This is a genomic window from Candidatus Eremiobacteraceae bacterium (genome assembly GCA_035710745.1).
Classification (GTDB): Bacteria; Vulcanimicrobiota; Vulcanimicrobiia; order Eremiobacterales; family Eremiobacteraceae; genus JANWLL01.
This window is the reverse complement of sequence record DASTCX010000016.1, coordinates 210,077-224,056: the sequence shown is the minus strand read 5'-3', so window position 1 is coordinate 224,056 and position 13,980 is coordinate 210,077. Positions and strand designations below refer to the sequence as shown.

Below are 13,980 nucleotides of genomic sequence, written 5' to 3'. Positions count from 1 at the left end.
AGGTCGACCGCTCCATCAGATCGTGTTTAGGTCATTGGGCGTTGTAGCCGATCTCTTTCGTGCGCAAGAGCTTCTCGATGTCGTCGGTCTGCGGCGTGACCGGTTCGCAGCGGAACATCCGGCGGACGATGTCCGCCGGTTTCGCGCGATCTGCAGCGCTCTCGGCGTCGTGGACGCGGATCGCGTCGACGACCGCCATGCCTCTCACGACGCGCCCCATCGTCGTGAAGTTGACGTCGAGGTGGAGCTGCGGCGACTCAGTGATGTAGAACTGGCTGCCGCCCGAATCGACGTCGGCATGGATGTTGTCCGGATAATCCAGACCCAGTGCAAGCACGCCGGTCAGTTGCTGCAGCGGATCGAGCTCCGCCGGCACCGAGTAGCCGGGGCCGCCGTCGGCGCCGCCGTTCGTCGGATCGCCGCCTTGGATCACGAAATTCTGGATGACGCGGAAGAGCTGTTGGTTATTGTAGTATCCGCGATCGACGAGATAGAGGAAGTTGTCGACGTTGTACGGTGCTTCGTCCGGGAACATCTCGATGACGATGATGCCCTTGCTCGTCACGACGGCGACTTGCGGATGCGGCCCGTACGGCGCCGATGTAGGCAGCGCCTTCGGCATCTGTTGATCGCTCGACGGGATCGACGGCGGCGTCAGATCGACCCGCGTGTTGTCGCGGAACACCGCGAGCGCACGCGCGACTTCGACGCGCACGCGCCACGACGGATCGTTCACGGCGAGATGGAGCGCAAGCGCATACTTCGGATCTTTGAGCCGGCGCATGCCCTGCGCCGCGTACTGCCGGACGAGCTCTTGAGGATCGGCGAGCATCGCGCGCAAGCTTTGCTGATCGACGTCGTACAACGACCTGCCGATCGCCCACGCCTCGCGCCACTTCGCCTCCGGATCGCGCTCGTATTGAAGCGCGCTCGCGACGGCGACGCCGGCGTTGATCCGGTACGCGCTGTCGATGGGCCGCGGCGGCCCGATCGTCGTCGTCGCCTCGCCTAACCCGATCGCCGCCATGCCGCGGACGTACGGATCGCGCGATTTGACGAGCCGGTCGAGCGTGTCGATCACCGAGTCGCCGCCGATGCGGCCGAGAGAGTCGGCTGCGGCGCCGGCGACCTGAGACGATCCGTGCAGCGCGGCTGCCGTGAGCGCCGCCGTCGCATCGGTCGAATGGATGACGCCAAGCGCGAAGGCCGCAGCGGCCTTGACGTCATCGGATGCGGTCTGGCTTTGCAAGACGTCGACGAGCGGACCGACACCAGATGAATAACGCAGTCGACCGATCGCGATCGCCGCGCGGGCTTGCACTTCGGGATCGCTGTCTTTCAAATACGAAGTCAGCGCCGACGGCGACGTCGTGCGACGCGGATGATGATCGTTCGACTTCAACGGTCCGGCGCCGGCGCGCTCGAGCGCGCCGATCCTGCCGAGCGTTGTCGTCGCCGGAATGCTGGGAGACGGCGGCGGGAGTATGTTCGTTACCGGAGTAGGCGTCGGCGCGGGCGCCGTGGTTGCCGACGCGTGCGGCGACGGCGACGGCAATGCGAGGTGCGAACCCGAAGGCGCGGGCGTCGGCGCCGCGGCTAACGCCAGCGGCAGCGCCACGCAAACCGTTGCGAGCACCAAGATAGAAGAGAATCGGCGCGTCATCAAAGCCCGCATGAAAACCCCCTGCGTCGTGGTCTCGTCATCGTCGCCGCGGCATTAGTCGCATACGAGGACGGGGCCTTGTACCGCACCGTGCGTCGTCCCGAGAGTTATCTCCGCCGAGCATGCGTAGAATGTGTCAGGTAGGGCAACAGTTCAAGCAAGGGTCCCCAAATTCTTCATGGCATCGAAAAATCAAAAACCCTCCGAAGGCATGACGGTCCGCGAGGCCGGCCGCAAGGGCGGCCAGACCGTCAAGCAGCGCTATGGCTCGGAGTTCTACGAGCGCATCGGCCGCAAGGGCGGCGAGGCGACGAAACACTCGCACGGACACGAGTTCTACGAGAACATCGGCAAGCTCGGCGGCAAGAAGGGCGGCGAAGCGACGCGCAATCGCTACGGGCCGAAATTCTACGAGACGATCGGACAGATCGGCGGTCAAAAAGTCAAGAAGCTGATCGAAGAAGGCAAGAAGGCGTCGAAAAAGACGTAGCGTTAGTCCGCTTGCCAGTAGTCCTTCAGCGCTTTGCCACGGCTGGGATGGCGTAGCTTACGCAGAGCCTTCGCCTCGATCTGCCGGATGCGCTCGCGCGTCACGCCGAATTCCTGGCCGACTTCCTCGAGCGTCCGCTGGTGACCGTCTTCCAAACCGAATCGCAGGACGAGCACTTTGCGTTCGCGATCGGTGAGATTGCGCAGCACGTCGCCCATCTTCTGCTTGAGCATCGTCACCGACGCGGCTTCAGCCGGAGCGATCGCTTCCGGATCCTCGATGAAGTCGCCGAGATGGCTGTCTTCTTCCGCGCCGATCGGCGTCTCGAGCGAGATCGGCTCTTGCGCGATCTTCATGACTTCGCGCACCTTGTCGGCCGAGAGGCTCATCTCTTTGGCGATCTCTTCCACCGACGGATCGCGGCCGAGCTCTTGGAGCAACTGACGCGATATCTTGACGAGCCGATTGATCGTCTCGACCATGTGCACCGGGATGCGGATCGTTCGCGCCTGATCGGCGAGCGCGCGGGTGATCGCCTGGCGGATCCACCACGTCGCATACGTCGAGAACTTGTAACCCTTTTTGTAGTCGAACTTCTCGACCGCACGGATCAGGCCGAGGTTGCCTTCCTGGATGAGGTCGAGGAAGAGCATGCCTCGTCCGACATACTTGCGCGCGATGCTGACGACGAGTCGCAGGTTCGCCTCGGTCAGATGGCGCTTCGCCGCCTCGCCGGCTTCGATGATGAGCGGGTTCGCGGCGCCGCCGTTGTTCTTCGCGCGATCGGTCTCTTCTTCGGCGCGCTCGATGGCGCGAGCGAGCTCCTGTTCCTGCGCCATATCGAGCAGCGGCACGCGCCCGATCTCTTTGAGATACAGCCTGACCGGATCGTCGAGCGACATGCCCGGAGGCAGCAGGCTTTCGTCGGTCGGCTCTTCGACCGGCGTGGGCTCTGTCTCCGCGTCTTCCTTCTCTTCCGCGCCGACTTCAGGCAACTCGGTGATCTCGATGCCCGCCGCCATGATCTCTTCGACGAGCTCGTTGCTCTTCTCGGGATCGTCCTCGTCGAATTGTGCAGAGACCGCTGCGACCTCGTCGTAGGTCAGCGAGCCTTTTTTCTTGCCGCGTTCGATGAGCGACTTGACCGCTGTAGCGCGTGCAGCGGCGGCCGCAGCAGCGTCGGGTTGCTGCGGGTTCGGGTCCTTCGGTTGATCGTCGTCTGCTGGGCGTTTCGAGCTGCGGGGGGACATCGCTAAGGGGTCATTCCTCTTTGCCATTCGGCCTAGACCCACGCAACGACGTCGTGAGCGAATTATATTCGTCTCTCAGCACGTCGGGCACGGGCAATCCACGGGTCAGGAGCCCGTTGAGTTCTTCATCTATCGTGGAAAGCCTCCGCTCCATCCGCTTCCGCTCGAAGCGCTCGATCAATCGGTCGAAGCGTTGTTCGTCCTCCTCGATCGTGAGCGGCGGCGACGAGAGCGCAAGACGAGACAAGTCCGCGCCGACCGCATCCTCCGTGAAGAGCGTCAGCGGGTTCATGCCCTCGGCGAGCCGGGCGCGATTCGCGCTCAGGTGGCGGAACACGTCGGACATGACGGCGTCTTCGAATTCGTCCGCGTCGATCCGCGACGCTGCACGTTCGACCAGCGCCGGCCGCACGACCAGCAGCTGGACGAGTTCGCGCTCCGCGGACGGCGCGCGGATCTGCTCGAACGGCCGTCGCGGCGGATACTGCCCCATAGCACGCGCCGCGCTCGGCTCGCCGCGTTCGACGCGCCGCAGCGCGGTCTCCGAAATATCGAGCTTGCGCGAGATCGCTTTCACGTAGCGGTCGCGGACGATCGGATCGCGCTCCTGGACGACGACCTTCATCACCTCGCGCGCGATGTCGGATGGGTTGACGAACTTCGCCGCCGCCGCGTGGCGGAACGCGAGTTCGAGCTTGAAATCTTTCCACGGCACCGATCCGTCGAGGAGCGCGCGAAAACCCGGTGCCCCCTGGGTACGCACGATTTCATCGGGATCTTTCCCGGGGGGCAGCGCGACGACTTCGACCGTCAACCCCTCGTCGACGAGCATATCGATGCTGCGCGTCGTCGCGGCGACGCCCGCCTTGTCGCCGTCGAAGCTCAGGTAGACGTTCGGTGCGACGCGCCGAAGTTCGCGCGCTTGTTCGAGAGTGAACGCCGTGCCGAGGCTGGCGACGGCGTTCGCGAAGCCGGCTTGGTGGAGGGCGATCGCGTCGATATACCCCTCGACGACGATGATCGCTCCGTCCGCCGCCGCTGCGCGCCGCGCGACGTTGAGCGCGTAGACGTGATGGCCTTTCGTGTACGCGGCCGTGCTCGGCGTGTTGAGGTACTTCGGCGTCTCGTCGCCGAGCGCGCGGCCGCCGAACGCTATCACCTCGCCGGTGAGATTGTGGATCGGGAACATGAGGCGGTTGCGGAAGAAATCGTAGTACCCGTCGCTCTGCGGTCGCGCGCGTACGAGACCGGCGCGCGCCGCCAGCTCGAGATCGACGCCCGACTTGCGCGCGGCGGCGACGAAGCCGTCCCAAGAGTCCGGCGCGAACCCGATGCCGAACTTCTCCGCCGTCTCAAGTGCGACGCCGCGGCTGCGCAGATAGTCGAGCGCGGCGCGGCTCTTCTTGAGCTCCGCTGCGAAGTATGATGCGGCGACGGCGTTCGCTTCGTAGATCGCTTCGCGTTCGCTTCTGCGGCGGCCGGCGTCTTTCGATTCGCGCAGTTCGACGCCGGCGCGCTGCGCGAGCATCCGCAGCGCCGTCTGGAAGTCGACGTTCTCGTAGCGCTGCACGAACTTGATGAGATCCCCGCCGGCGTCGCAGCCGTAGCAATGCCAGAGCTGCTTATCCGCGTTGAGCGAGAACGACGGCGTTTTCTCGGCGTGGAACGGACACAGCCCGAGGTACTCGCGGCCGCGCTTCTTCAAGGTCACGTACTGGCTGACGTACGCGAGCAGATCGACCTTCGCTTGGATCTCGGCGACGACGCCGGCATCAAACGGCATTATGCTCTACGTTCCGTCGCTCAGCTCGATCTGATCGATCATCGTGTCGTGGATCCTGTAAATCCAGTTGACGCCATTGGAAAGACCATAACGGACGATGAGATCGTCGCCGTCATCGTAGGACGCGTCCGGTTTCCCGCGGACTGTTGTCAACCGGTCGACCGGGTCCCCGAGCTTTATGCTGAACGGATCGGCGTAGTGTGACCTCGGGTCGCTCGACCCTTCGACCCCGACGACGTGGACCCGGCTGTCGAGCGTGAGCACGATGATCACGTGCTGTGAGAACAGAGGGATCCCGCACACGTCGCGCCCTGATATGGAGGCGCATTCATCTTGGTGCCAGCCGTACATCCGAAGTGCGTCGTTCGCGTTTTCTTCGAGTGCTATGCCCGCTAAGACCGGCATCGCGGTCGCCGCGGGCGCAGGCGAGGCGAACGCGGCGCTCACTGTTGGTGACGGCGCCGGCGACGCGATCGCAAGCGCGAATGCCAAGGGCAACGCGGCGTGGGCGATCACGACGTGCTGAAGAGCTTGGCGAGGCTCTCTTTGGTGAGCAATGGGTCGAGTTGCAGTTCGTCGACGTGCTTCCAGTCGGTGATGGGTTGCTCTACGAATCTCATCCGCTTCGGGTCATCGGGGTGGATGTAAACGTAGACCGCGCCAATGGGATTGCGCTCAGCCTCTTGGCACATCTGGCCGTTCCCGTAAATCACCGCGAAAGCGAGCGAGTCCGTCGAGAGATTGGAGCGCGCATCGCCGACTCCGCTGAACGGGTGTTTGGGGTCGACCTTGAGGCCGTGCTCGTCGAACCACTGCTGGCCGCACGTCTTGAGCTCCTGGGCCTCCAACTTCTCGCCGGATTCAATCGTCGATGTCGGCTTTGCTGGTGGGAAGATGGCACGCGACGTGCCCGAGTCCGGATCGAAGATCGCCGCGAGCGGGTCGCCGGGGAGCGCGTTTGTGTTCGGCGCGTAGAACAGCGCGCCGTTCGTGATCCCTACCTTCGTCACACCGAAAAATTCGCGTTTGTACGTGAGATCGGTATTGAACTGCAACGTCGCCGGCGACCTGGATGCATCTTGGAGCTGGACGTAGAGATAATAGCCGTCGTAGAAAAGCGTGATGACTTCCTGCGCGTTAGCCTGTTTGGCACCCGATCCGGGCGGCATCGACGATGATTCTGTCCATGTCTTCTTGCCGTCGTCGTAACGCGCGATCCAGAGCTTGCCTAAATCGGCCGGCCCCGCATTTGCCACGAAATACGCGGCAGCGTAGTTGTTGCCGTCGCACTCGTACGACCAGCCGGTGATCTCATTGTTGATATTCGCGAAGTGTCCGCTCGGCGCGGTCACGCCGGCGGCGACGATCGCCTGCCGCAGCGTCGGTTGGTTGTCGGCAGGTAATTTCGCGAAAACCGAGCTGCCGATGATGCAGATCGCGAGCAAGATACTCATACATCCCACTCCTTCGGCACTTGCGCTTCGAGCGGATCGACGAAGAGCTCGCGGAAGCGCTTGATGGCGAAACGATCGGTGAAGCCGGCGATGTAGTCGCAGACGCGGCGACCGAGCGTGTCGTCGGCCGGCAGCCCGTTTGTGAACTCCGGCGACAGCTCGTGCGGGTGCTCCATGTAGTATTCGAACAAACGCTTGACGATGTTCTGCGCCTTCGGCTCTTCGCGCTTGGCCGCGTCGTTGAGATAGACGTTGCGGAACATGAAGTCTTTGATCGCCTCGACCGCTTCGAGCACCGGATCGGACAGTTTGATCTCGTCCTTACCTCGGCACTGCGCGATCATGTCTTGGACGACGGTCTCGATGCGGATCGATCCGCTCGGCCCGAGCGTTTCGACCGCTTTGCGCGGCAGATCGCTTTCCGCGATGACGCCCGCTCGGATCGCGTCGTCGATGTCGTGGTTGATGTATGCGAGCCGGTCGCAATAGCGCACGATCTGACCTTCGAGCGTGAACGGCAGATCTTGCCAACCCGCGAGGCTGCCTTTGTTCTTGCTGTGCTTGCCGATGCCGTCGAGCACCTCTTCGGTGAGGTTCAAGCCGATTTTTTCGCCGCGGCGCTCGATGTACATGACGACCCGCAAGCTCTGTTGCGAATGGATGAACTTCGCACCGGGCTCGTACTTCGACCATGCTTCGGTGAGCGCGGATTCGCCCGCGTGGCCGAACGGCGAATGGCCGAGGTCGTGACCGAGCGCGATCGCTTCAGCGAGGTCTTCGTTGAGATTGAGGCCGCGCGCGATCGAGCGCGAAAGCTGCATGACCTCGATCGAATGCGTGAGGCGGGTCCGATAGTGGTCGCCGAGCGGCGTGAGGAAGACCTGCGTCTTGTGCATGAGGCGCCGGAACGCTTTGGCGTGCACGATGCGGTCGCGGTCGCGTTGGAAACACGTCCGAACAGGATCGGGCTCTTCGGGCGTCCGCCTGCCGCGCGAGTCCTTCGAGAGCGCCGCGTGCGGCGAGAGGGTCGCCGCCTCGCGCGCCTCGAGCTCTTCGCGGATGGTGTGGGTGGTGGGCATTTCCTCAGGTATCACGCATCAGCCGAGCTACGCTCGGCCGGTCGAGATGAATCTCGACCGCTCCCAGGTCATCGTCAGTCTTGATCGACTTTCTTCTTCTTACCGTCAGACGCCGCTGCGGCGGCCTCCGCCTGCTCGCGCAGCACCGAGCGCGCGGCCGCAAGGCGCGCGACGGGCACGCGGAACGGCGAACACGACACGTAGTCGAGCCCGATCTTGTGGCAGAACTCGACCGAGGTCGGGTCGCCGCCGTGCTCGCCGCAGATGCCGATCTTCATGTCGTCGCGCGTCATACGGCCGCGCTCCATCGCCATCTTCATCATCTCGCCGACGCCGTCTTGATCGATGACTTGGAACGGGTCCTCGCGCAAGATCTTGCGGTCGAGATAGACCGGGATGAACGAGCCCTCGGCATCGTCGCGCGAGTAGCCGAAAACCGTCTGCGTCAGGTCGTTCGTGCCGAACGAGAAGAACTCGGCATGCTCGGCGATGCGATGCGCGACGAGGCACGCGCGCGGCAGCTCGATCATCGTGCCGACCTCGTAATGGACCTTGACGCCCGCTTCTTTGAGGATACGCTCCGCTTCGTTGACGACGAGGTCGCGCAGCGCTTTCATCTCGGTCACGGTCCCTACGCCGGGGATCATGATGAGCGGGCGCACGTCGACCTTCTCTTTCTTCAGCTCGGCAGCGGCCTCCATGATCCCGCGTACCTGCATCTGATAGATCTCGGGATAGACGATGCCGAGGCGGCACACGCGCAAGCCGAGCATCGGATTGGTCTCGTGGAGCGCGCGCACGCGCCTGAGGACCTTCTCCTTTTTCGCGAGCAGCGACGGATCGGCTTTGCTCACGCGCAGCTCGGTCGTCTCGACGAGCAGATCTTCGAGGCTCGGCAAGAACTCGTGGAGCGGCGGATCGAGCAGCCGGATCGTCACCGGCAACCCCTTCATCGCCTTGAGGATGCCCCGGAAATCGTCGCGCTGCATCGGCAGCAGTTGCTCGAGACATTTGCGTCTCGAGTCGGGCGTCTCCGCCATGATCATCTCTTGGACGACCGGCAGACGCTCGGTCTGCATGAACATGTGCTCGGTGCGGCACAGCCCGATGCCTTCGGCGCCGAAGTCGCGCGCCTTTTGCGCGTCTTCGGGCGTGTCGGCGTTCGCATAGACGCCGAGCCGTTTGAAATCGTCGGCCCATGCGAGGATGTGCTGGAACTGGGGCGAAAGCCGCGCCGCCTGCATCGGCAGCTCGCCGAGGTAGACGTTGCCGGTCGTGCCGTCGATCGTGATCGAATCACCCTCGCGGACGACGTGACCTTTCACGGTGAACGTACGCGACCGAAGGTCGATGAGGATCGATTCGGTCCCGACGACCGCCGGCTTGCCCATGCCGCGGGCGACGACGGCCGCGTGCGACGTCGCGCCGCCCTGCGACGTGAGAATGCCTTCCGCCGCGATCATGCCGTGGACGTCATCGGGTGTCGTCATCGGCCGGACGAGGATCGTCTTCTTGTTCTCGCGCTTCATCTCGACGGCGGTGTCCGGATCGAAGACGACGATGCCAGCGGCCGCGCCCGGCGCCGCGTTGAGGCCTTTCGTAAGGGGCGTTCCGCGAGCTTTCTCGTCGAGCTGCGCGTGGAGCAGCGCCTGGATCGATCCTGGATCGATCCGCGTGAGCGCCTCCTCGCGCTGGATGAGGTGCTCCTTGACCATGTCCGCCGCGATCTGGATCGCGGCCGCTGCGCTTCGCTTGCCGCTGCGGCATTGCAGCACGTAGAGCTTGCCGCGCTCGACGGTGAACTCGATGTCCTGCATGTCGTGGTAATGCTTCTCGAGCGACGCGGCGATGTCGGCGAACTGTTTGTAGAGCTTCGGGTTGCGCTTCTCGAGCTCGGCGATCGGGAACGGCGTGCGGCTGCCCGACACGACATCTTCGCCCTGCGCGTTCGGCAAGAACTCGCCGTAGAGTTTCTTGTCGCCGGTCGAGGGGTTGCGCGTGAACGCGACTCCCGTGCCCGAGTCCTCGCCCATATTGCCGAAGACCATCGCGACGACGTTCACCGCGGTGCCCCACCAATCGGGGATGCGTTCGTGCTTGCGATACTCGATCGCGCGCTTGCTGTTCCACGAGTTGAAGACCGCTTCGACCGCCATGCGCAGCTGGACGAAGACGTCTTCTGGGAAATCCTTTTTCGTGTGATGCCGCACGAGCGCTTTGAACTCGCTCGTCATATTGCGGAAGGCGAGCGCTGTGAGATCGGATTCCGATTCGATGCGCGCCTTGGCGATGTAGCGCTTGACGACCTCATCGAACGGCTCGCGCTTCATGCCGAGCACGACGGTCGCGAACATCTGGACGAAACGCCGGTACGCATCCCACGCGAACTTGTCGTTCTTCGTGAGGACGACGAGCGCGTTGCACGTGCGGTTGTTGAGGCCGAGATTGAGGACCGTGTCCATCATGCCCGGCATGCTGACGCGCGCGCCTGAGCGGACCGACACGAGCAGCGGATCGGTCTCGCCGCCGAACTCCTTGCCGGTCTTGCGCTCGAGCTCGGCGACGCGCCGGTGGATCTCTTCCTCGAGTCCCGGCGGGAGTTGGCGCCCGAGCTCCATGTAGCGCCGGCAAACTTCTGTCGTGATCGTGAATCCGGGCGGCACCGGCAAGCCGATGCGCGTCATCTCGCCGAGACCGGCGCCTTTTCCGCCGAGGAGATCGCGCAGTTCCGCGCCGCCCTCCTCGAACGAATACGTCATCTTGACGAGGTTGAGCTTCGTCGGCGGGTCGAGCTTCTTCGTTTGGACACGTTTCGGCGGCGGCAGCGGCGGCATCGGCTTGCGGACGATGTCGGCGAGCACGGGGATCGGCTCGATCTTGTAGACCGGCTCTTGCTCTTCTTCGGGTTGCGGCGGCGCTTCGACCGGCGCGGGCGGCGTCTGAGTTTCAGCGGCTCGCGGCTCGCCCTTTTTCGATGTCGCTTTTGCCGGAGGAGTCTTTACCGCGAGCGCTTTTGCGGCCGGTATTTTCGCGGCTGGTATTTTCGCGGCTGGTATTTTCGCGGCTGGCACTTTGGCGGGCGGCACTTTTGCAGCGAGCGTTTTCGACGCGGGCAGTTTGACGCTCGCCTTGCCGTTCGTGGGCTTCTTGGCCGCCTTCGAAGATGCGCTCTTCGAGGGAACGCTTTTCGGTGCGCTTTTCGCGGCGGGCCGCGCGGATGCGCGCGCGGATCTGACCGGCTTCTTCGATTTCGGCGCTGGTTTGGAAGATCTCAACGCGGATGCCCCCGATAGACGCCGCCTGGAACGGCGCCCGTGCGGGCGCCTGGCGGGTCGCGAATAAAAACCCCACTCGGCCCCATGAGGTCGGCGGGCCGGCGCGGCATGATAAGCCGTTGCTGTCTTTTGACGCGGGACAACTAGGGACCTTTTCCGACGGCCGCAAGCGTCGGCGCGAGGGTTTGCAACAAAATCGGAGGCCGATCGCTAGATATCTTCGGTGCGCGTTGCTTGTCGGACGTCGCTCGCCGTTTTAGCGCAGAAAAGCCGCCAACTCTGTGCCAATCGCAGGCGACCCGGGGCAACTACCATAATATTAGTAGGTACCATAAAACTAGTAGTGAGAGCATCGCCGTGCTTGATGAACTCGACAGGGAAATTCTCGGCATCGTGTCGCGGGATGGGCGGATAAGCTACCGCGACCTCGGCACACGCGTCAGCCTGAGTGCGAACGCAGCCGCGGAAAGACTGCGACGCCTCGTGAGACTTGGCGTCATCACAGGTTTTCACGCTTCGGTCGATCACGCGCGTGTCGGGCGTTCGCTCCTCGCGCTCATCGACGTGCGCCTTCCGCCGGCGCTGTCGCGATCGGGCTTCGAAACGTCGGTGAAAGATATCCCCGGCGTGTTGAGCGCGACGCTCATGACTGGCAAGTCGGACTATCAGTTGCGCGTCGCATGTCGCGACACCGACGATCTCGACACGGTCATCGGCGCGCTGCGCGAAAAGACCGGCGTGCAAGACACGTACAGCCGGCTCGTGCTGCGAGAGATCTCGGTCTAGATCCTAGCCGAGCTTCGCTCGGCCTACTACAGTTGTAACCGTTCGCGCAGGTAGACTTCGAGTTTGTCGATCGACACGCGCACCTGCTCTTTGGTGTCACGGTCGCGGACCGTTACGTCTTGCTTATCGAGCGATTCATAATCGACGGTGACGCAGTACGGCGTGCCGATCTCGTCCTGTCTGTAGTAGCGCTTGCCGACGTTGCCCGAGTCGTCGAGCGTCGTGCGGAACGACGGACGCAGCGATTTCTCGATCCGCGTCGCGACCTCGACGATATCCGGCTTGTTGCGCACGAGCGGGAACACCGCGACTTTGTACGGAGCTAGACGCGGATGGAAACGCAACACCGTGCGATCGGCTTCTTTCTCGTACGCGTCGATCAAGAACGCGAGCAGAGCGCGATCGACGCCGAGCGAGGGCTCGATGACGGTCGGCAGATACTTCTCCTTCGACTCTTCGTCGAAGAACGCGAGATCTTTGCCGCTCGCCTCGACGTGCTGCGTCAGATCGTAGACGCCGCGATGCGCGATCCCCTCGAGTTCAGAGGTGCCGAACGGCCAGTCGTATTCGAGATCGGTCGTCGCCTTGCTGTAGTGCGCGAGCTCGTCGCCCTCGTACTCGTGCTTGTGCAGCCGGGAAGGCAACATGCCGAGCCGCATGAACCAGTCGTAGCGCTCGTCGACCCAGTAGCGGTACCAGCGCAGGTCCTCGCCTTCGGGCGACCGGGGAACGAAGAACTCGAGCTCCATCTGCTCGAACTCGCGCGAGCGGAACGTGAAGTTGCCGGGAGTGATCTCGTTGCGGAAGGCCTTGCCGATCTGCGCGATGCCGAACGGCGGCTTCATCCGCGCGGTTTGCGCGATGAGCTTGAAATCGACGAAGATGCCTTGCGCAGTCTCCGGCCGCAGATACGCGGTCGACGACGCGTCTTCCATCGCGCCGACGAACGTCTTGAACATCATGTTGAAGTCGCGCGGCTCGGTGAGCGTCGCATTGCCGCAAGCCGGGCAACGGTCGCTCGTGAGATGGTCGGCGCGCCAGCGTTTCTTGCACGTCTTGCAGTCGACCATCTGGTCGTGGAAGTTCTCGAGATGCCCCGACGCGCGCCAGACGTCCGTGTGCATGATGATCGCCGTGTCGACGCCGACGACGTCGTCGCGCAGCGACACGTTGTCGCGCCACCAGGCCTCGCGGACGTTTCGCTTGAGCTCGACACCGAGCGGTCCGTAGTCCCACACGCCGTTGACGCCGCCGTAGATCTCGCTCGACTGGAATATGAAACCGCGGCGCTTCGCAAGCGCCGTGATCTCATCCATGCTCGGCATCGGCCGCGTCATCGCGTCACCATCGGCCTTGTATTATGAAAAACAAACGGCCGACCTTTTCGGCCGGCCGTATCTTGCCGAGCTACGCTCGGCGATACCAGACAGAAGCGGGCTTGTTACTTCTTCGACGCGACGGCGACCGGCGCGAACGTCTCGTTCGCCTTCTTCTGCGCGGCGGCGAACGTCTCGGCCATCTTCACGTAGTAGTTCTTCTGAAGTTCGACGAGCTGCGTGGTGAAGCCGAACGCGGACTCGATGACTTCGACCGGCGTCGGGAGCTTCGTCTCGCTGCCGATCGACTTGCTCGAACGGCTCGCGAACTCGGCGATCGCGTCGCCGAAGCTCTGCATCGCCTTGACGTTGTTCTCTTGCGCCGTCTTGACGGCGGTGAGGATGTCGCTCTGCGTCTTGGCGACGAACTCGGTGTACTCGGACATGCTTGGTCTCCTTAGCTGCTGCTTGAGTGATGTGCTAAGTATACCAAGCAGAAGCGTGGGATGTCAAGCGCGCTCGACGAATCCCCTATAAATTCGTATGAGCGTCTCCTTTTGGTCGGTCGAGAGGCGCTTATCAAGCTTGATCGCGTCCTCGACGCTCGATACCAAGCCGTGCTCGTCCCGAGATTCGGGATAGAACAGACCGGCCTGGGCGAAGACCGTTTCGGCCGAGATGTGGAGCGCTTCGGCGATGTTCTTGAGCACCTCCGCCGATGGCTTGTACATCCCGCGCTCGAGCTGGCTCAGGTATGGGTTCGAGACCTTTGCCATCTCCGACAGTTGGCGGAGTGAGAGATTCGCAAGCTCGCGCTGCGCTTTGAGGAAGTCGCCGAAACCCCGCAGCGGTTCGTCCTTGTCGCTCATCGTGCCACCTCGAGA

General features: G+C 63.3%; 14 protein-coding genes. 3 read left to right on the top strand and 11 right to left on the bottom strand.

Going from position 1 to position 13,980, the window contains the following annotated elements:
- Positions 1-31: 31 nt before the first annotated feature.
- Complete coding sequence (locus tag VFO25_06760) at positions 32-1,618, bottom strand: HEAT repeat domain-containing protein (protein ID HET9342597.1); 1,587 nt, start codon at positions 1,616-1,618, stop codon at positions 32-34.
- A 256-nt stretch (positions 1,619-1,874) separates the two neighbouring features.
- Between VFO25_06760 and VFO25_06755 the strand changes: the two genes are divergently transcribed.
- Positions 1,875-2,153 (top strand): hypothetical protein, encoded by a 279-nt coding sequence (locus tag VFO25_06755; GenBank protein ID HET9342596.1) that lies wholly within the window; start codon positions 1,875-1,877, stop codon positions 2,151-2,153.
- 2 nt (positions 2,154-2,155) lie between these two features.
- Here VFO25_06755 and rpoD read toward each other — a convergent pair whose 3' ends face one another.
- The 3 genes from rpoD to VFO25_06740 are packed head-to-tail and all read right to left on the bottom strand — an operon-like array spanning position 2,156 to position 5,591.
- On the bottom strand, positions 2,156-3,403 hold the full coding sequence (gene rpoD / locus VFO25_06750) for an RNA polymerase sigma factor RpoD (protein HET9342595.1): 1,248 nt from the start codon (positions 3,401-3,403) through the stop codon (positions 2,156-2,158).
- Between the two features lie 10 nt (positions 3,404-3,413).
- On the bottom strand, positions 3,414-5,186 hold the full coding sequence (gene dnaG / locus VFO25_06745; GenBank protein ID HET9342594.1) for a DNA primase: 1,773 nt from the start codon (positions 5,184-5,186) through the stop codon (positions 3,414-3,416).
- Between the two features lie 6 nt (positions 5,187-5,192).
- Complete coding sequence (locus VFO25_06740; protein ID HET9342593.1) at positions 5,193-5,591, bottom strand: hypothetical protein; 399 nt, start codon at positions 5,589-5,591, stop codon at positions 5,193-5,195.
- Here VFO25_06740 and VFO25_06735 point away from each other — a divergent pair.
- Entirely contained in the window at positions 5,572-5,712 is a 141-nt protein-coding gene (locus VFO25_06735) for a hypothetical protein (protein HET9342592.1), read from the top strand. The two genes, VFO25_06740 and VFO25_06735, sit on opposite strands and share 20 nt — an antisense overlap.
- Here the strand turns inward: VFO25_06735 and VFO25_06730 are convergent.
- The 4 genes from VFO25_06730 to VFO25_06715 form a co-directional block, all read right to left on the bottom strand.
- Complete coding sequence (locus tag VFO25_06730; GenBank protein HET9342591.1) at positions 5,699-6,640, bottom strand: hypothetical protein; 942 nt, start codon at positions 6,638-6,640, stop codon at positions 5,699-5,701. The two genes, VFO25_06735 and VFO25_06730, sit on opposite strands and share 14 nt — an antisense overlap.
- Complete coding sequence (locus VFO25_06725) at positions 6,637-7,719, bottom strand: deoxyguanosinetriphosphate triphosphohydrolase (GenBank protein HET9342590.1); 1,083 nt, start codon at positions 7,717-7,719, stop codon at positions 6,637-6,639. The genes VFO25_06730 and VFO25_06725 overlap by 4 nt, the downstream gene beginning before the upstream one ends.
- A gap of 74 nt (positions 7,720-7,793) precedes the next feature.
- Complete coding sequence (ppdK, locus tag VFO25_06720; GenBank protein HET9342589.1) at positions 7,794-10,580, bottom strand: pyruvate, phosphate dikinase; 2,787 nt, start codon at positions 10,578-10,580, stop codon at positions 7,794-7,796.
- 85 nt (positions 10,581-10,665) lie between these two features.
- Entirely contained in the window at positions 10,666-11,070 is a 405-nt protein-coding gene (locus tag VFO25_06715; protein HET9342588.1) for a hypothetical protein, read from the bottom strand.
- Between the two features lie 281 nt (positions 11,071-11,351).
- Here VFO25_06715 and VFO25_06710 point away from each other — a divergent pair, with 281 nt between their 5' ends.
- Positions 11,352-11,780, top strand: coding sequence for an Lrp/AsnC family transcriptional regulator (locus VFO25_06710; GenBank protein ID HET9342587.1), 429 nt, complete (start codon positions 11,352-11,354; stop codon positions 11,778-11,780).
- A 26-nt stretch (positions 11,781-11,806) separates the two neighbouring features.
- Here VFO25_06710 and VFO25_06705 read toward each other — a convergent pair whose 3' ends face one another.
- The 3 genes from VFO25_06705 to VFO25_06695 all read right to left on the bottom strand — a co-directional run bounded on the left by VFO25_06705 (position 11,807) and on the right by VFO25_06695 (position 13,965).
- Positions 11,807-13,117, bottom strand: coding sequence for a glycine--tRNA ligase (locus tag VFO25_06705; GenBank protein ID HET9342586.1), 1,311 nt, complete (start codon positions 13,115-13,117; stop codon positions 11,807-11,809).
- A 104-nt stretch (positions 13,118-13,221) separates the two neighbouring features.
- Positions 13,222-13,542: a hypothetical protein gene (locus tag VFO25_06700; protein HET9342585.1), complete on the bottom strand. Its 321-nt coding sequence runs from the start codon at positions 13,540-13,542 to the stop codon at positions 13,222-13,224.
- Between the two features lie 63 nt (positions 13,543-13,605).
- Positions 13,606-13,965 carry a helix-turn-helix transcriptional regulator gene (locus VFO25_06695; GenBank protein HET9342584.1) on the bottom strand — a complete coding sequence of 120 codons (360 nt, stop codon included), beginning with the start codon at positions 13,963-13,965 and terminating at the stop codon, positions 13,606-13,608.
- Positions 13,966-13,980: the final 15 nt, after the last annotated feature.